Source organism: Tepidicella xavieri, assembly GCF_004363315.1.
Taxonomy (GTDB): Bacteria; Pseudomonadota; Gammaproteobacteria; order Burkholderiales; family Burkholderiaceae_C; genus Tepidicella; species Tepidicella xavieri.
The window spans coordinates 42,523-59,613 of record NZ_SNYL01000012.1; the positions used below are offsets into that span (position 1 = coordinate 42,523).

The window sequence follows — 17,091 nt, forward strand, 5'->3', positions numbered from 1 at the left end:
TCTTGACGCTGTCACAGTCCTGTCTAAAATAGAACGATCGTTCGTTTTATTTTTTGACATGACCGCTGTCGTCCGCCGCCGTACCGCCGCCCCTGCCCGCGCTGCGCACAAAGGCCAGCAGACCAAGGCCGCCATCATCGATGCCGCCTTGGCGCTGGCCTCGCAAGTCGGGCTGGAGGGGCTGAGCATCGGCGCCATTGCCGAAGTCATGCAAATGAGCAAGTCTGGCGTGTTTGCCCACTTCGGCTCGCGCGAGGAATTGCAAATCTCCGTGGTCCGCGAGTATCACGACCGTTTTGAGCGCGAAGTGTTCTATCCCGCGCTTCAAGAGCCCCGTGGGCTGCCCCGCTTGCGCAAGCTGTTCGACAACTGGATGCGCCAGACCTCGGCCGAGATCGACTCGGGCTGCATCTACATCAGCGGAGCCGTCGAATTCGACGACCGGCCTGGCCCGGTGCGGGACGCGCTGGTCGAGACGGTCAACACCTGGCAGGCCGCCATACACCGCGCGGTGCAGCTGGCCATCGCCGAAAAGCATCTCAAGGCCGACGCCGACGCCGCCCAGATCGCCTTCGAAATCCACGGCCTCATCCTGGCCCTGCACTACGAAGCCCGTTTCCTGCGCAACCCCATGGGGTTGCAACGCGCCCGCCAGGGGTTTGACAACATCCTGGCGCGCAACCTTCCCTGAGTCATCCCTTCGCCACCTTCCACCTAGGAGACCACCATGCCTACCTACACCCCTCCGCTGCGCGACATGCAATTCGTGCTGCACGAAGTGTTCAACGTCGTCGAAGAACTCAAGGTGTGCCCGCCGCATGCCGAGGTGGACGCCGACACCATCAATGCCGTGTTGGAAGAGGGCGGAAAATTTGCCGCCGAGGTGGCTTTCCCGCTCAACCTCAGCGGCGACCAGGAAGGCTGCACGCTGGACAAAGCCACCCATGAGGTCAAGGCCCCCAAGGGCTTCAAAGAGGCCTACAAGACTTACATCGAGGGTGGCTGGCCTGCGCTGAGCTGCGATCCCGAGTACGGCGGCCAGGGCCTGCCCTTCGTGGTGAACCAGGCCTTCTACGAGATGCTCAACAGCGCCAACCAGGCCTGGACCATGTACCCCGGCCTGAGCCATGGCGCTTACGAGTGTCTGCACGCCCACGGCACCGAGGCACAGAAAAAACTGTATCTGCCCAAGCTGGTCAGCGGAGAGTGGACCGGCACCATGTGCCTGACCGAGCCCCATTGCGGTACCGACCTGGGCCTGCTGCGCACCAAGGCCGAGCCGCAGCCCGATGGCACCTACAAGCTCACCGGGCAAAAGATTTTCATCTCCGCCGGCGAGCACGACCTGGCCGAGAATATTGTCCACTTGGTGCTGGCCCGCCTGCCCGATGCGCCCCAAGGCAGCAAAGGCATCAGCCTCTTCTTGGTGCCCAAGTTCCACGTCAAGGCCGACGGCTCGCTGGGCGAGCGCAATGGCATCTACTGCGGCGGCATCGAGCACAAAATGGGCATCCACGGCAACGCCACCTGCCAGATGATCCTGGACGGGGCCGTCGGCACCCTGGTGGGCCAACCCAACAAGGGGCTGCAGGCCATGTTCGTGATGATGAACGCCGCCCGCCTGGGCGTGGGCAACCAGTCCGTGGGCCTGACCGAAGTCGCGTTTCAGAATGCGTTGGCCTACGCCAAGGACCGCATCCAAATGCGCAGCTTGAGCGGCGCCAAGGCCAAGGACAAGCCGGCCGACCCCATCATCGTGCACCCGGACGTGCGCAAGATGCTGCTGACGGCCAAAGCCTACGCCGAAGGCGGCCGTGCGCTGCTGACTTTCTGCGCCCTGCTGCTCGACAAAGAGCTGCACCATCCCGATGAGAAAGTGCGCCAAGACAGCGCCGACCTGCTGGCCCTGCTCACCCCCATTGCCAAGGCCTTCCTGACCGACAACGGCTTCGAGGCCACCAACCACTGCCTGCAAGTCTTTGGCGGCCACGGCTACATCAAGGAATGGGGCATGGAGCAGTACGTGCGCGATGCCCGCATCAACATGATCTACGAAGGCACCAACACCGTGCAGAGCCTGGACCTGCTGGGCCGCAAGGTGCTGGCCAACAACGGCGCCACGTTGAAGAAATTCGGCAAGTTGGTCGCCGCGCTGGTGGAAGAAGAAGGCGTCAACGAGAAGATGGCCGAGTTCATCAATCCGCTGGCCTACCTGGGCGAGCAGATGACCAAGTTCACCACTGAAATCGGCTTCCGCGGGTTCCAGAATCCCGACGAGGTCGGCGCTGCGGCGGTTCCCTACCTGCGGGTGGCCGGGCACCTGGTGTTTGGCTACTTCTTTGCCCGCATGGCCTCGGTGGCGCTCAAGGCTATCGCCGCCGGCAGCACCGATCCCTTCTACACCGCCAAGCTGCAGACGGCCCGCTTCTATTTCGCCAAGCTCTTCCCCGAGACGGCGACCCTCATGCGCGTGGCCCGCGCTGGCAGCCAAGTCCTCATGGACACCGACGCCGCCCTGGCTTGAACCTTCACCCATCCACCTAGGAGACGCACATGAAGCTGCTGCACGCGAAATCTGCCCTGGCCTTGCTGGCCGGCTGGACCCTGTCGGCCTGTGCTTGGGCGCAGCTCACCCCGGTGGGCACCTGGCACTCGATCGATGACAAGACCAAGGAAATCAAGTCCGAGATCGTGATCAGTGAACAGCAGGGGCAGCTGACGGGCCGCATCACCAAGCTGCTGCGTGCCGGCGCCGACCAGAACGCCCGCTGCACCGAGTGCACCGACGACCGCAAGGACCAGCCCCTGATTGGCCTGGAAATCATCCGCGGCGCCAAGCAGGTCGAGGGCAAGGCGGTGTGGGAAGGTGGCCGCATCCTCGATCCCGAAAACGGCAAGACCTACAACCTGCGCCTGACCCCGGTCGAAGGTGGCCAGAAACTGGAAGTCCGGGGCTCCATCGGCCCCTTCGGCCGAACCCAGACCTGGGTGCGCGTGCAGTGACGCGGCTGGCTCCGCACAATCCCAAGGAATCGATATGAACCGCTTCAGCGTGAAACAAGTCGCCGTGCTCGGTGCCGGCGTGATGGGGGCGCAGATCGCGGCGCACCTCGTCAACTGCAAGGTGCCCGTCATCCTGTTCGACCTTCCGGCCAAAGAGGGTGACAAAAACGGCATCGTCACCAAAGCCATTGCCAACCTGAAAAAGCTCAAGCCCAGCCCGCTGGGCGTGGCCGATGACGCCGACCTGATCCAAGCCGCCAACTACGAGGAACACTTGGACCGGCTGCGCGGCTGCGACCTCGTCATCGAGGCGATTGCCGAGCGCATGGACTGGAAGCGCGACCTCTACCAAAAAATCGCGCCCTTCGTGGCCGAGCACGCCTTGCTGGCTTCCAACACCTCGGGCCTGTCCATCGGGGCCTTGTCCGAGGCGCTGCCCGAGGCGCTGCGCCCGCGCTTCTGTGGCATCCACTTCTTCAACCCGCCGCGCTACATGCCCCTGGTGGAGCTGATCGCCACCCCGCTGACCCAGCCCCAGGTGCTGGACCAGTTGGAGGCCTTCGTCACCACCGGGCTGGGCAAGAGCGTGGTGCGCGCCAAGGACACGCCCAACTTCATCGCCAACCGCATCGGCATTGCCGGCATGCTGTCCACCATGAAAGAGGCCGATCGCTTTGGCCTGACTTTCGATGTGGTGGACGACCTCACCGGCAAGCGCCTGGGCCGCGCCAGCAGCGGCACCTTCCGCACGGCTGACGTGGTGGGGCTGGACACCATGGCCCACGTCATCAAGACGCTGCAAGACACCCTCAGCCCCGAGACCGACCCGTTCTACGACAGCTTCGGCACGCCCGAAGTGCTCAAGGCCCTCATCGAGATGGGCCACCTGGGCCAGAAAACCAAAGCCGGTTTCTACAAAAAGGTCGGGCGCGACATCATGCGCTTCGAGCTGGAGAGCAAAGACTACGTGCCGGCAGGCCAGAAGGCCGACGAGGTGTACGGCCGCATGCTCAAGAAGCCGGCCGCCGAGCGCTTGAAGCTGCTGCGCAACGCCGAAGGGCCGCAGGGCCAATTCCTGTGGGCCATTCTGCGCAACGGCTTCCATTACGCCGCGGTGCATCTGGCCTCGATCGCCGAGACGGCGCGCGACGTGGACCAGGCCATGCGCTGGGGCTTTGGCATGAAGCAGGGCCCGTTCGAGCTGTGGCAGGAAGCGGGCTGGCTGGAAGTCGCCGAGATGATCCAGGCAGACATCGACGCCGGCAAGGCGCTGTGCAAGGCTCCGTTGCCCGAGTGGGTGTTCAAAGGCCCCGTGGCCGAGCGCGGTGGCGTGCACCAGCCCGAAGGCTCCTGGAACCCCGCGACCGGCCAGTTCCAGCCCAAGCGCGATTTGCCGGTGTACCAGCGGCAGATCTTCCGCGAGCAGTTGCTCGGTGAAAACGCCCCGGTGTTCGAGACGGCGGGCACGACCATCCACGAAGACGCCGACATCCGCCTGTGGACGCTGGACGACGAAGTGCTGATCGCCAGCATCAAGAGCAAGATGCACGCCATCGGCCCGGGTGTGACCGAAGGCTTGAGCCGCGCCGTCGATCTGGCCGAGGCCCAATACCAGGGGCTGGTGGTGTGGTCGGGCGACGAGCCCTTCAGCGTCGGCGCCGATCTGCAGGCCGTGATGCCCGCGTTCATCGCCGCCGGCGTGGCCGCCATCGAGGACGTGGAAGCCGAGCTGCAACGGGTGATGCTCAAGCTGCGCTATGCCCAGGTGCCCACCATCGCCGCCGTGCGCGGCATGGCGCTGGGCGGCGGCTGCGAACTGGCCGTGCACTGCGCCAAGCGCGTGGCGCACATGGAAAGCTACATCGGGCTGGTGGAGGTGGGCGTCGGCCTCATCCCCGGCGCCGGTGGCCTGACCTACATCGCCCGCCGCGCGGCCGAGAATGCCAAAGCCTCCACCGGTACCGACCTGCTGCCCTTCCTCACCGAAGGCTTCAAGGCCGCCGCCATGGCAACAGTCGGCACCAGTGCGCTCGAAAGCCGCAAGCTGGGCTATCTGCTGGACAGCGACATCGTCGTCCCGCACAAGGACGAACTCCTCTACGTGGCCATCGCAGAAGCCAAAGCCCTGTTCAACGCCGGCTACCGCCCCCCGCTCAAGCGCCTGTTCCCGGTGGCGGGGCGTTCGGCCAAGGCCACCATCCTGGGCTCGCTGGTCAACATGCGCGACGGCGGCTACATCAGCCAGCACGACTTCCACATCGCCAGCCTGATTGCCCACGTGCTGACGGGCGGCGACGTCGAAGCCGGCACCTTGGTGAGCGAGGAATACCTCATGAAGCTGGAGCGCCAAGCCTTCTGCAGCCTCATTGTGAATCCCAAGACGCAAGCGCGCATCCTGGGCATGCTGTCCACCGGCAAGCCCCTGCGCAACTGAAGCGGAGACCCGAGATGAAACACCTTCAAGACGCCTACATCGTCGCGGCCACCCGCACCCCCATTGGCAAGTCGCACAAAGGCTACTTCAAACACACCCGCCCCGACGACCTGCTGGCGCACGTGCTGCGCGCCGCACTTGCCCAAGTGCCCAACCTGGACCCGGCCACTATCGAAGACGTGATCTGCGGCTGCGCCATTCCCGAAGCCCAGCAGGGCCTCAACGTGGCGCGCATCGGCGCGGTGCTGGCGGGGCTGCCCAAGAGCGTGGGCGGCATCACCGTCAACCGTTTCTGCGCCTCTGGCCTGAGCGCGGTGCAGATGGCGGCCGACCGCATCCGTGTGGGCGAGTCCGACGTGATGATCGCCGCCGGCGTGGAAAGCATGAGCATGGTGCCGATGATGGGCAACTCGCCCAGCCTTTCGCCCTCCATCTTCGCCGACACCAACAACGTGGACGATTACGGCATCGCCTACGGCATGGGCTTGACCGCCGAGAAAGTGGCCCAGCAGTGGAAGGTGACGCGCGAAGCGCAAGACGCCTTTGCCCTGCAGTCGCACCAGCGGGCCCTCAAGGCACAGGCCGCCGGCGAGTTCACCGACGAAATCACGCCGGTGGAAGTCACCCAGCGCGAGTTGGACCTGGCCAGTGGCGAGGTACGCGTCAGCACCCGCACCGTCACCCTCGACGAAGGGGCCCGGCCCGACACCTCCATGGAAGGGCTGGCCAAGCTCAAGCCGGCCTTCGCCATCCCGCGCCGCGCCGACGGCACGCCCACCGGCCTGGGCAGCGTCACGGCGGGCAACAGCTCGCAGACGTCGGACGGCGCTGGCGCCCTGATTTTGGCCAGCGAAGCCGCCGTCAAGCGCTTTGGTCTGACGCCGCTGGCCCGCTTCGTCAGCTACGCCTCGCGCGGCGTGCCGCCCCACATCATGGGCATCGGCCCAGTGGAGGCCATCCCGGCCGCGCTCAAGGCCGCCGGCATCCGGCAGGACGATCTGGACTGGATCGAGCTCAACGAAGCCTTTGCCGCCCAGTCGCTCGCGGTGATGAACACCCTGGGGCTGGACCCGGCCAAGGTCAACCCCATCGGCGGGGCCATCGCGCTGGGCCATCCGCTGGGCGCCACCGGCGCTATCCGCTCTGCGACAGTGGTGCACGCCTTGCGCCGCCACAATAAGCGCTATGGCATGGTCACCATGTGCGTGGGCATGGGGCAGGGTGCTGCTGGCATTTTCGAGCGCGTTTGAGGAACAGCCGCTCGCTCTAAGCCTGCTTGCAAGCCCGGCCCCGCCGGGCTTTTTCACGATAATCGTTCGCACCACCGGAGACTTCCCGCATGTCCGACATCCTCATTCACACCGAAGACGGCGTCACCACGCTGACCCTCAACCGCCTGGCCCGCAAAAACTCCCTGACGGCCGCCATGTACGCCACCTTGGCCGATGCCCTGGAACAGGCCGCCACGGACACCGCCGTCCGCGTGGTGGTGCTGCAAGGCGATGAAACCGTGTTCAGCGCCGGCAACGACCTGGGCGACTTCATGCACCAGCCCCCAGCCGGTGAAGACGCGCCGGTTTTCCGTTTTTTGCGCGCCATTGCCACCTTTCCCAAACCCCTGCTGGCGGCGGTCTGCGGCCCGGCCGTGGGCATTGGCACCACGATGCTGTTCCATTGCGACCTGGTGTATGCCGGCGACAACGCCGCCTTCTCCATGCCCTTCGTCAACCTGGGCCTGTGCGCGGAAGGGGCTTCCAGCTTGCTGGCGCCGCAGATGTTTGGCTACCACCGCGCCGCCGAAGCGCTGCTGCTGGGCGAACCCTTCTATGCCGAAGCGGCGCTGGAAGTTGGCCTCGTCAACAAAGTGCTGCCACCGGCCGAAACCAACGCCTACGCGGCCCAGGTGGCTCGCAAACTGGCCGCCAAGCCGCTGAGTTCGCTCGTGGAAACCAAACGCCTGATGAAAAAAGGCCAGCAGGCATTGGTGTTGCAGGTGATGGCGGAAGAAGGGGCGGTGTTTGGCCGCATGTTGCGCGAGCCGGCCGCCAAAGAAGCTTTTGCCGCTTTCATGGAAAAACGCGCTCCGCGCTTTGCGTAAGAAAGCGCGTTTTGCCCCTTTAGCCAGCAGCCCGCATCGCGGGTATTGCGCGAACACCCTGGAGGGTTTTCCCAGTCATGAGCAAAGTCATCGTTCACCCGCCCGTGCAGCCGGTCGTCTTCGAACCCGAGTTCATCGAAGGCGTGCGCCAGATCTTCGAGGAGAAGATCGTGTTCAACACCGTGTTGGGCCTGAAGATCACCAACATCACCCCGGAACGGGTGGCGGCCCGCATCGACATGCGCCCAGAGTTGGTGGGGCACTTCGCCTACAACCGCATCCACGGGGGCGTCATCAGCGCGGGGCTGGATGCCATGGGCGGGCTGGCCGTCATGGCCGCCATCGGTGCCCGCCACATGGACGAAGCGCCCGAGCAGCGCCTGCACCGCTTTGCCAAGCTGGGCACCATCGATCTGCGCATCGACTACCTGCGCCCCGGCATTGGCGAAGGGTTCGAACTGCAGGCCGAGGTGCTGCGCCTGGGCTCCCGCGTGGCATCAACGCGCATGGGCTTTTACGGTGCCGACGGCAAGCTGCTGTCCACCGGGGCGGGGGCGTATATCGTGTCTTGAGGCCTAGGTCTTGGCAGACTGAGCAAGGTTCTTCCAGCTGCTAGAGACAGTGGTCCTGCTGTGCGGTTATCGCCTGGGCTGCCGTTTGTGTCTGCGATTGCCTCGGTTCGATCATTCGATCGAGCCAAGCATGGGAAAAATCATCCGTGCCGATCCATCCGTGGCGATCCGAGGTGATGCATCAAATCATTCGGCGGAAAAAACGTGTCGGCATCAGCGCATCAATGCCAGCGGCCAGCCATCCCAGCCACTTGATCCATTGCTGTTTTTGAAAAAGAAGCCCGAAAATCAGCAGTGCCAGTGGCGCAGCCACGATTGTTTTGAGGGCGCCGAGCACCCGTTGGTCAGGGCCGATATAGGCGCCCATCATGTACAGCCGTGACCACCGGCCGTGGTAGGCCTTGCGCAACAGGACGCGGAAGGTGGCGGGCGACGAGGCTCCCCCCAAATGCACAGCCCGCGCACCTGTGTGGGTGACGATTGAGTAGCCGCGCGCCAAGGCACGCAGCGAGATATCGTCTTCCTCGCAATACATGAACAGATCAGGGTTGAACGCCCCCATGTCGGCAAATTTCTGGCGGTCTACCAGCAGGCAGGCGCCGTCCACGCAGGTGTGCGGCAGGTAGGTCGGTATATCAGGTGTCAAGGGGATGGTGTCCACCGCCTCGTGCTGGTAGCCCAGGCGGTAATTTCGCTGTCGCACGCCGTGGCCTTGTCCTTGCGCATCTACCACCACGGGGCAGGCTATCACGGCCTGAGGGTGATCGAGTAGGGTCTGCAGCAGTTGCCGCACCGACGTTTCCGAGATTTTGCAGTCGGGGTTGAGAAAAAGCACCCAGGCGCAATCGGCGCTGGCTGCGCGAAATCCCACGTTGTTGGCCGACCCAAACCCCAAGTTTTCATTTTGGGCCAGTATTTGGGCGTGTGGCACATGCTCCTGAAAGGCGGCCACTGTACCGTCGCTGCTGTGGTTGTCTATCACATACACATGCCGGAACAGTTGGCTCGTTTCGGCAAAGAAGCCAGCCAGCCGTTCCGATTCGTATGTGACTGTGACGAGTGCTATGCGTTCAAACACAAAATGGGTGCGCATGTTCAGGAGAGAGTTATTTGTGGCACACCCCCGTGGCGGGATCTGAAGGGGTAGGTGTTGTACTTGATGATAGATTCCGCTCTTTTCAGCGTCTGACGGTGTTGCTCAGCCTGTTTTTGTCATATCGGAGGGCTGCGTATCTAAAGAAGCATTCCAATGAGATGAAAAACGCATACAGAAAGCCAGGCCCACCGGATAAAAAGCTGCCTCGAAGCACGTACAGCCTGAAAAACATGGGCAAAGCGGATGCCAAGCCGCGCAAGACACCGCCTGTCTTGCCTTTCTCCGCACGCTTTGCAGCGCCCAGCATTGAGTACTGAGTCAATTTCCGTAAACTGTCGTGAACAGTTTCGCGCGAGTAGTGGAGCAAAGCCGATTTGAATGTCTGTCGTGGAAGCGCGTCGTTGAGCAGTACCGCATGCTCATGGACTACACCTTCGAATCGAAGCAAGTAGGACTTAGGGAATAAGCGGGCCAAGCTTTTTTTTCCCATCAGATTAAAAATGGGTTTGCCAAACGCCACTTCCTGCCAGTATGTTTCCCAGACCTTGGGCATCGGGAATTTGATGGCTGCCTCAATTTCTGCTTGAAGCGCAGGCGTGATCTCTTCGTCCGCATCCAAGAAAAAGACGTAATCGGTTTTGACGTGAGCCAATAACCGATTGCGTTGCGTGGCGAAGCCTTCCCACTGGTCGTACACGTACACTTCAGCGCCCATGGATTGGGCAATGTCGCGGGTGCGATCCGTGCTGCCGCTATCGACGACGACGATTTGATCGGCAAAAGCCGCGCTGCGCAAGCAGCCTTCGATGCGGCGCTCTTCGTTGAGCGTGAGGACGCCGATGCACAGGGTGGGCCGATGGCCATCGGTCATGGGCATGGATGCCCACCTCAGTGCCCGTGGGCCACGGTCTCGCCGGCTTTGAGCCGGTACACCGTGCCGCAGTAGGGGCACTTGGCTTGGCCGGTCTTGGCCACGTCCAGGTACACCTTGGGATGGCTGTTCCACAGCTTCATATCGGCCAGTGGGCTGGGGCAGAACACGCCGCCGTGGGCGTTGAGGTCTTTGGCGGCGACTTCGATGGTAGCGGGTGCGGAATGCATGGTGGGCATCAGACCTGGGTCAGCCAGTGGGCATACTTGGGGTTGCGGCCGTTGACGATGTCAAAGAACGCCGTCTGGACTTTTTCGGTGATGGGGCCTCGGGCGCCGCAGCCGATTTCGATGCGGTCGAGCTCGCGAATCGGCGTGACCTCGGCGGCGGTGCCGGTGAAGAAGGCCTCATCGGCGATGTAGACCTCGTCGCGGGTGATGCGCTTCTGCACGATGTCCAGACCCAAGTCCTTGGCGATGTGGAACACCGTGTTGCGGGTGATGCCGTTGAGCGCTCCGGCCGACAGGTCGGGGGTGTAGATCACGCCGTTCTTGATCACGAAAATGTTTTCGCCCGCACCCTCGCTCACGAAGCCGGCGCTGTCGAGCAACAGGGCCTCGTCATAGCCCTCGTCGGTGGCTTCCATGTTGGCCAGGATGGAGTTGGTGTAGTTGCTCACCGCCTTGGCCTGCGTCATGGTGATGTTGACGTGGTGCCGGGTATAACTGCTGGTCTTGACGCGGATGCCTCGCTTGAGCCCTTCCTCGCCCAGGTAAGCGCCCCAGGCCCAGGCGGCCACCATCAGGTGGACGGTGTTGCCTTTGGGGCTGACGCCGAGCTTTTTGTCGCCGATCCAGGTCAGCGGCCGGATGTAGCCGCTGCGCAGGCCGTTTTCGCGGATGACGGCTTTTTGCGCCTCGTTGACTTGCTCGGGCGTGAAGGGGATCTTCATGCGCAGGATCTTGGCGCTGTTGAACAGGCGCTCGGTATGCTCCTGCAGCCGGAAAATCGCCGGGCCGTTGGCGGTGTCGTAAGCGCGCACCCCTTCAAAAGCGCCGCAGCCGTAGTGCAGGGTGTGGGTCAGGACGTGGATCTTGGCTTCGCGCCAGTCCACCATTTCGCCATCCAGCCAGATTTTGCCGTCGCGGTCGGCCATGGAAGGGGTCACGGTCATGGTTTGCCTCGGAGGGGTGATCAGATGAACAATGGGGTGTCGAGGTGTTTTTTCGACGTATCGCGATTCTACGGCCTGGCTTACCCTGAAAAATTTTTTCTTCGGGGGCTAAAGTTCGGCTCAAAAAGGCCGAAAAGGGGGTGAAAGCGGGAATCCCGCCTGCAGATTGCTCTGCCGAGGAGTTCGCCATGTTGACCATTTCTTCTGTAGCCGTATCACCGGTGCCGCCCCAGGCGCCGACGGTGGCGCGCGTGCAGCCGACGACGCCCGTCAAGGTCAGCGACAACGTGGCGCCGGAAAACCAAGGCGTCACCGCCCCGGTCACGCCGGCGGGCGAAGGCTCGCGGGCACAGGTCGTTTATGCCCCTTCTGCATTGCCGCCGGTCAACCCCACGGGCGAAGTCCCCTTGGTCAACAATTTCAATAATCCAGCCGTGCCAGAGCGCATGGGATTGCCACCTGCCCAGCCGGAGCTCCAGCGGCCAACCGGCCAGCCGGGGGGAGGCAGGGCCGAGGCAGGTGGCGAAGAGGCGCAGGCCGCTGAGGCTGCTCAGGTGCGCCAGCCGGACGCTGAACGGGCGTCGCCAGGTTCGGCGTATGGCAATGAGGAGGCTGAGACCGGCGCCGCCAATGGTCAGCCCACCTTGGCCCAGCGGGCCGCAGAGGCCGAGCAGCGCCGTGCCGAACGGGGCCCGGAGGTGAAAAACCCGGCCTTGGAGGCCATGGACACCCAGATCAAGGAGCTGCTGCCCAACATGTGGAAAGCCAGCCGTGCGGCGGTGGACATGCTCATCGGCGAGGAAGCCCGTGCCGCTGCAGCAGCGCGGGCAGAGCTGCTGGTGCCGCCCAAGGTCGCTTCGCCGCCCGATCGCGCAGCGGCCGAAGCCGCCGAGAGCTACGTCCGCACGGCCAGCGCACCCGATCGCCCCGCCGCGGGTGGCAATCTCGATCGGCTGGTCTGACGAGCCATCTGCCAACCCAGGCGTCAGATCCGGTGGCGCACGCCGCCAGCGCTGCTGACCTTCTCCATCAACGCTTTGGCAATGCTTTTCAGCGGCAGGACTTCGTGCACGGCCCCGGCCTGGATGGCCATTTTGGGCATGCCAAAGACGATGCAGCTTGCTTCGTCCTGGGCGAAGTTGTAGCTGCCTGCATCGCGCATTTCCTTCATGGCCGTGGCGCCATCGGCGCCCATGCCCGTCAGCATCACGCCGATCGCGTTGGGGCCGAGCACCCGGGCGCAAGATTTGAACAGTACTTCGACCGAGGGTTTGTGGCGGTTCACGGGGGGCGAGTCGTCCACCACCGCCACATAGTTGGCGCCGCTGCGGGCGATGTGGAACTGCTTGCCCCCGGGAGCGATGTAGGCGTGACCGGGCAGAATGCGCTGGCCGTCGCTGGCTTCACAGACGCGGATCTTGCACAGCGAATCCAGCCGCGCGGCAAAGCTCGTGGTAAAGCCGGCCGGCATGTGCTGGGTGATGACGATGGCGGGCGAATCGGCCGGCAGCTCGACCAGGATTTCCTTGATGGCCTCGGTCCCCCCCGTAGAAGCGCCGATGCAGATCACCTTCTCCGTGGACAGGCGCATGCCGATGGGGCGTGCCGGTGGCTGCTGGCTGTCGTCACGCGGCACGGTGGGTGATGGGGGTGGGGCCACCAGCCGCGAGACACGCGCCTTGCTGGCGATGCGGATCTTCTCGACGATTTCGTCGCCCAGGGCTTGCAGGCCGCTGGCCACGCCGATGCGGGGCTTGGCGACGAAATCCACCGCGCCCATCTCCAGGGCCCGCAGCGTGGTGTCGGCGCCTTGTTCGGTCAGGGTGGAGACCATCACCACCGGCATGGGGCGCAGGCGCATCAGCCGCGAGAGGAATTCCAGCCCGTCCATTTTGGGCATTTCCACGTCCAGCGTGATGACGTCGGGGTTGAGTTCGCGAATCATCTCGCGGGCTTGCAACGGATCGTTGGCCGTGCCGATGCACTCCATGTCGGGTTGCTTGTTGATGATTTCGCTCAGCAGGCTGCGCACCAGCGCCGAGTCGTCCACCACCACCACTTTGATTTTTGACATGCCTTACAGATTGAATGGTCAGAACAGATCGACGGAGCCGCCGGCCGTGGACTGCACCACCTTGGTGGCCACGCCCTGGCGTTCTTGCGACTCCAGCGTCTCCGGATGGGCGTGGGCCAGTCGCTTGACCATGGCCTTGCCCGATACCGGGAAAAACACCACCTTGCGCGGATAGATGTCCAGCACGTCCTTGGAGACGACCGGGATGCGCTCAGTGGCCAGATAGTCCATCACGAATTTGGTGTTGCGCTCGCCCACATTCATGCTGGTGAAGCCTGAGATCACCGCACCGCCACCGAATACCTTGGCCTGCATGTACTCCCTGGACGATCCCATCTTGATCAGCTCGTTGATGAGCAGTTCCATGGCGTAGGAGCCATAGCGGCCGGAGGTGTCGGCGCCGCCGTCTGGCAGCATGAAATGGTTCATGCCGCCGATGCGCAGCCGCGAATCCCAGATGCAGGCCGCGATGCAGGAGCCCAGCACGGTCATGATGATCACGTCATCACTGGAGACGAAATACTCGCCAGGCAGTACCTTGGCCGCGTTGTATTTGAAGTGCTGATCATGGAAGAAAAACGACGCCTCGCCCGGCTTGCGGGGCCGGGTTTTGAGCTGATGCAGGTATTCGATGCTTCGGTGCATGGCCTCAGACTTTTTCGTAGATGGTCTTGCCGCGCAGGGCAAAGAGCGAGCGGGCATCGCTGAAGTTCTCGGCATGGCCGACGAACAAGGTGCCCTTGGGCTTCATCAGTCGATGGATGCGTGCCAGTACCTGCCTCTGGGTGGGGTTGTCGAAATAAATCATCACGTTGCGGCAGAAAACCACGTCAAAGGTCTCCCGCAGGCTCCAGTTGTCCTCGATCAGGTTGAGGGTGAAGAACTGGATGTGTTTTTGCAGCTCCGGGCGCACCCGTGCCAGCCCCTCGTTGGCGCCTTTGCCTTTGAGGAAGTATTTCTGCAACTGAGCAGTGCTGAGGTTCTTGAGCCCTTCGAGTTTGTAGATGCCGCGCGAAGCGGTGGATAGCACCTTGGTGTCGATGTCACTGGCCCAGATCTGGAAACGCCCATTGATGCCCAGCACGTCGGCCATGGTGATGGCGATCGAATAGGGTTCTTCGCCCGTGGAGGCGGCGCTGCACCAGATCTTCCAGTCTTGGTTCGGGTTTTCCTTGACCAGGCGGCTGAGCTCGATGAAGTGATGGTTTTCGCGAAAGAAGGAGGTGAGGTTGGTCGTCAGGGCATTGACGAACTCCTGCCACTCGTCACCGCCGCCCTGGCGTTCTAGCCAGTCCAGGTAGTCCTTGAAACTGGTGTGGCCGGTGTCGCGCAGGCGGCGGGCAATGCGGCTGTACACCATGGCCTGCTTGCCATCGTGCAGGCTGATGCCTGCATGGCGGTAGATCAGGTCCTTGATGCGCCGGAAATCCGCCGTGGTCCAGGCGAATTCCCGGTTTTGCAGCGCGATCTCGTCGGACATGATCGGTCAGCGTGAGGATCAGTGCTTGGCGCGGCGCACCAAGGCCGAGGTGTCGAGGATGAGCGAGACGCTGCCGTCGCCCAGGATGGTGGCTCCCGAGACGTTGGGCACTTTCTTGTAGTTGGCCTCCAGGTTCTTGATGACCACCTGCTGCTGCCCCAGCAGTTCATCGACCATCAACGCCACCCGGGAGCCGTCGGACTCGATGACCACCATGATGCTGTTGGCGGTGGGGTCGTCCTGCTTGCGGGGAACGGAAAAGGTTCGGTCAATCTCGATCACCGGCATGTACTCATCGCGCACTTTCACCAGCTGGGCATTCTGTGCGACGGTGTTGATGGAGGTCGCTTCGACCTGGAAGGATTCCACCACCGAGGACAGCGGCAGGATATAGACCTCGTTGCCCACGCGCACGGTCATGCCGTCCATGATGGCCAAGGTCAGTGGCAGGCGAACCTTGACGCTCATGCCGAAGCCCTCGGAGGAGTCGAGTTCGACAGAGCCGCCCAACGATGCGATGTTTTTCTTGACCACGTCCATGCCGACGCCGCGGCCGGAGACGTCGGTGACGACCTCTGCCGTGGAAAAGCCCGGCGCGAAGATGAGTTGCCAGACGTCCTGGTCGGGCATGTCATCGGAGACGTCGATGCCTTTGGAGCGGGCTTTGTCGATGAGTTTCTGGCGGTTCAGGCCTTTGCCGTCGTCTCGGACCTCAATGAGGATGGAGCCGCCTTGATGCGCGGCCGACAGGGTGATGGTGCCGACTTCGGGCTTGCCTTTGGCCAGACGCTCGGCCGGCAGCTCGATGCCGTGGTCGCAACTGTTGCGGATCAAGTGGGTCAGCGGGTCGGTGATTTTTTCGATCAAGCCCTTGTCGAGCTCGGTGGCTTCCCCGTGGGTGATGAGTTCCACCTTCTTGCCCAACTTGCTGGCCAGGTCGCGCAGCATGCGCGGGAAGCGGCTGAAGACGACCGACATCGGGATCATGCGGATCGACATGACCGATTCCTGCAGGTCGCGGGTGTTGCGCTCCAGGTCTGCCAGGCCCGACAGGAGTTGCTGGTTCACCGTGGCGTCGAGCGTGCGGCTGTACTGCGCCAGCATGGCTTGGGTGATGACGAGTTCCCCCACCTGGTTGATGAGTTGGTCGATCTTGCTGACCGAGACCCGCAGCGTGGTGGTTTCGAGCTGGGCCGTGGTGGCTGCGCGCGCGGCTTTGGCACTTTCCCGCGCTTTGGACTCGGCCGCAGACGCGCCGCCGCCCGAGTGGGCCTGCATGGACTGGGATTCGGCCAACAGGCTTTCGGCGTGGCTGCGCGGTGTCAACGGGTTGCCGGGGGCGCCAGGGAACAGGCCGTAGCCTTGCACCAGATCTTCTGCGGGCACGGCCACACCGCTTTCGGACGTGACGGTGGAGGCCACAGGACTGCCGGGGGCGCCGGCGAAGAGGCCATAGCCCTGCTCGATGATGTCCTGGCTGTGTTCCGCGCCGTCGTCGGTGGCGCCATTGGGTGGCGCGGCAGCGGTTTGGGCCGAGGCGGGGGCCGATTCAGCGGGCAGCAGGCGGATTTTGTCCTTGGCGACGTGAAAGGCGAACAGGTCGAGCAGGTCGTCGTCGGTGCTCTGGGTGGTGATTTCGTACACCTTGGAGCCGTTGTCCACCCGTTCGGCCGTGATGGTGCCCAGGCCGGCGATGTCGCGGAAAAGCTCTTTGATCGGGTCGGCCAGGCTCAGGTCGTCCAGCGGGCCAATGACGGCCAGCAGTTGCCGACTGGCCCCGGGCGGCGAGGCGGCGGGCATGCCGCCGACGGTGGGGGCGGGCGCAGGTGCCGGTGGGGGCGGAGGAGGAGGGGGGGCGGGCGGTGTCATGGCCGGGGCATTTTGCCCACTGGCCAGCACGCGGATGCGTTGCACCAGGCCGGAAGTTTCGGGCGGCTCACCGCCCAGGCCCTGGTGGCGCGCCAGCAAGCCCTTGAGCGCATCGGTCGATTCGAGCAGCACGTCCACCATGGGCATGGTGGGCGTGAGCTCGTGCCGCCGCAGTTTGTCCAGCAAGGATTCCATCTGGTGGGTCAACTCGGCCACGTCTTCGAAACCGAAGGTGGCCGCGCCGCCCTTGATCGAATGCGCGCAACGGAAGATGGCGTTGAGCTCCTCGTCATCGACCGTGTCCAGGTCCAGGTTGAGCAGCTGTTGTTCCATCTGCTCCAGATTTTCGCCGGCCTCCTCGAAGAAGATCTGGTAGAACTGGGTCAGGTCGAAGCCGTTGTTCTTGTCGTCTGCCATGGG

General features: G+C 63.4%; 16 protein-coding genes. 8 read left to right on the forward strand and 8 right to left on the reverse strand.

Annotated features, from left to right (window positions below; all coding sequences use genetic code 11):
• Positions 1–58 precede the first annotated feature (58 nt).
• From DFR43_RS10235 to DFR43_RS10265, 7 genes are all read left to right on the forward strand, one after another.
• Entirely contained in the window at positions 59–691 is a 633-nt protein-coding gene (locus DFR43_RS10235) for a TetR/AcrR family transcriptional regulator (protein WP_133598319.1), read from the forward strand.
• Positions 692–727: 36 nt separating this feature from the next.
• Entirely contained in the window at positions 728–2,524 is a 1,797-nt protein-coding gene (locus DFR43_RS10240) for an acyl-CoA dehydrogenase C-terminal domain-containing protein (protein ID WP_133598321.1), read from the forward strand.
• Between the two features lie 29 nt (positions 2,525–2,553).
• Complete coding sequence (locus DFR43_RS10245) at positions 2,554–3,003, forward strand: DUF2147 domain-containing protein (protein ID WP_133598323.1); 450 nt, start codon at positions 2,554–2,556, stop codon at positions 3,001–3,003.
• A gap of 34 nt (positions 3,004–3,037) precedes the next feature.
• Positions 3,038–5,437, forward strand: a complete 2,400-nt coding sequence (locus DFR43_RS10250) for a 3-hydroxyacyl-CoA dehydrogenase/enoyl-CoA hydratase family protein (protein WP_133598325.1) — start codon at positions 3,038–3,040, stop codon at positions 5,435–5,437.
• A 14-nt stretch (positions 5,438–5,451) separates the two neighbouring features.
• On the forward strand, positions 5,452–6,687 hold the full coding sequence (locus DFR43_RS10255; protein ID WP_133598327.1) for an acetyl-CoA C-acyltransferase: 1,236 nt from the start codon (positions 5,452–5,454) through the stop codon (positions 6,685–6,687).
• Positions 6,688–6,776: 89 nt separating this feature from the next.
• Positions 6,777–7,535: an enoyl-CoA hydratase gene (locus tag DFR43_RS10260; protein ID WP_133598329.1), complete on the forward strand. Its 759-nt coding sequence runs from the start codon at positions 6,777–6,779 to the stop codon at positions 7,533–7,535.
• A 77-nt stretch (positions 7,536–7,612) separates the two neighbouring features.
• Complete coding sequence (locus DFR43_RS10265) at positions 7,613–8,107, forward strand: thioesterase family protein (protein WP_133598331.1); 495 nt, start codon at positions 7,613–7,615, stop codon at positions 8,105–8,107.
• A 181-nt stretch (positions 8,108–8,288) separates the two neighbouring features.
• On the opposite strand, the gene DFR43_RS10270 is transcribed toward DFR43_RS10265, so the two are convergent.
• From DFR43_RS10270 to DFR43_RS10285, 4 genes are all read right to left on the reverse strand, one after another.
• A complete protein-coding gene (locus DFR43_RS10270; protein WP_133598333.1) occupies positions 8,289–9,200 on the reverse strand; it encodes a glycosyltransferase family 2 protein in 912 nt (303 codons plus the stop codon).
• An 85-nt stretch (positions 9,201–9,285) separates the two neighbouring features.
• Positions 9,286–10,080 (reverse strand): glycosyltransferase family 2 protein, encoded by a 795-nt coding sequence (locus DFR43_RS10275; RefSeq protein ID WP_133598335.1) that lies wholly within the window; start codon positions 10,078–10,080, stop codon positions 9,286–9,288.
• An 11-nt stretch (positions 10,081–10,091) separates the two neighbouring features.
• Positions 10,092–10,304: a zinc-finger domain-containing protein gene (locus tag DFR43_RS10280; RefSeq protein WP_133598337.1), complete on the reverse strand. Its 213-nt coding sequence runs from the start codon at positions 10,302–10,304 to the stop codon at positions 10,092–10,094.
• Positions 10,305–10,312: 8 nt separating this feature from the next.
• The gene (locus DFR43_RS10285; RefSeq protein WP_133598339.1) at positions 10,313–11,248 is read right to left on the reverse strand and encodes a branched-chain amino acid transaminase; all 936 of its coding nucleotides are present in this window, start codon (positions 11,246–11,248) and stop codon (positions 10,313–10,315) included.
• A 188-nt stretch (positions 11,249–11,436) separates the two neighbouring features.
• Between DFR43_RS10285 and DFR43_RS10290 the strand changes: the two genes are divergently transcribed.
• Positions 11,437–12,210 (forward strand): hypothetical protein, encoded by a 774-nt coding sequence (locus tag DFR43_RS10290; protein WP_133598341.1) that lies wholly within the window; start codon positions 11,437–11,439, stop codon positions 12,208–12,210.
• A gap of 23 nt (positions 12,211–12,233) precedes the next feature.
• Here the strand turns inward: DFR43_RS10290 and DFR43_RS10295 are convergent, their stop codons facing one another.
• Genes DFR43_RS10295 through DFR43_RS10310 form a run of 4 tightly spaced genes read right to left on the reverse strand, consistent with a single transcriptional unit; the run spans position 12,234 to position 17,088 of the window.
• Complete coding sequence (locus DFR43_RS10295) at positions 12,234–13,322, reverse strand: protein-glutamate methylesterase/protein-glutamine glutaminase (RefSeq protein ID WP_133598343.1); 1,089 nt, start codon at positions 13,320–13,322, stop codon at positions 12,234–12,236.
• 18 nt (positions 13,323–13,340) lie between these two features.
• The gene (gene cheD / locus DFR43_RS10300) at positions 13,341–13,967 is read right to left on the reverse strand and encodes a chemoreceptor glutamine deamidase CheD (RefSeq protein ID WP_245988900.1); all 627 of its coding nucleotides are present in this window, start codon (positions 13,965–13,967) and stop codon (positions 13,341–13,343) included.
• Between the two features lie 4 nt (positions 13,968–13,971).
• Positions 13,972–14,802: a CheR family methyltransferase gene (locus DFR43_RS10305; RefSeq protein ID WP_133598347.1), complete on the reverse strand. Its 831-nt coding sequence runs from the start codon at positions 14,800–14,802 to the stop codon at positions 13,972–13,974.
• A gap of 18 nt (positions 14,803–14,820) precedes the next feature.
• Positions 14,821–17,088, reverse strand: coding sequence for a chemotaxis protein CheW (locus DFR43_RS10310; RefSeq protein ID WP_133598349.1), 2,268 nt, complete (start codon positions 17,086–17,088; stop codon positions 14,821–14,823).
• Between the last annotated feature and the right edge of the window lie 3 nt (positions 17,089–17,091).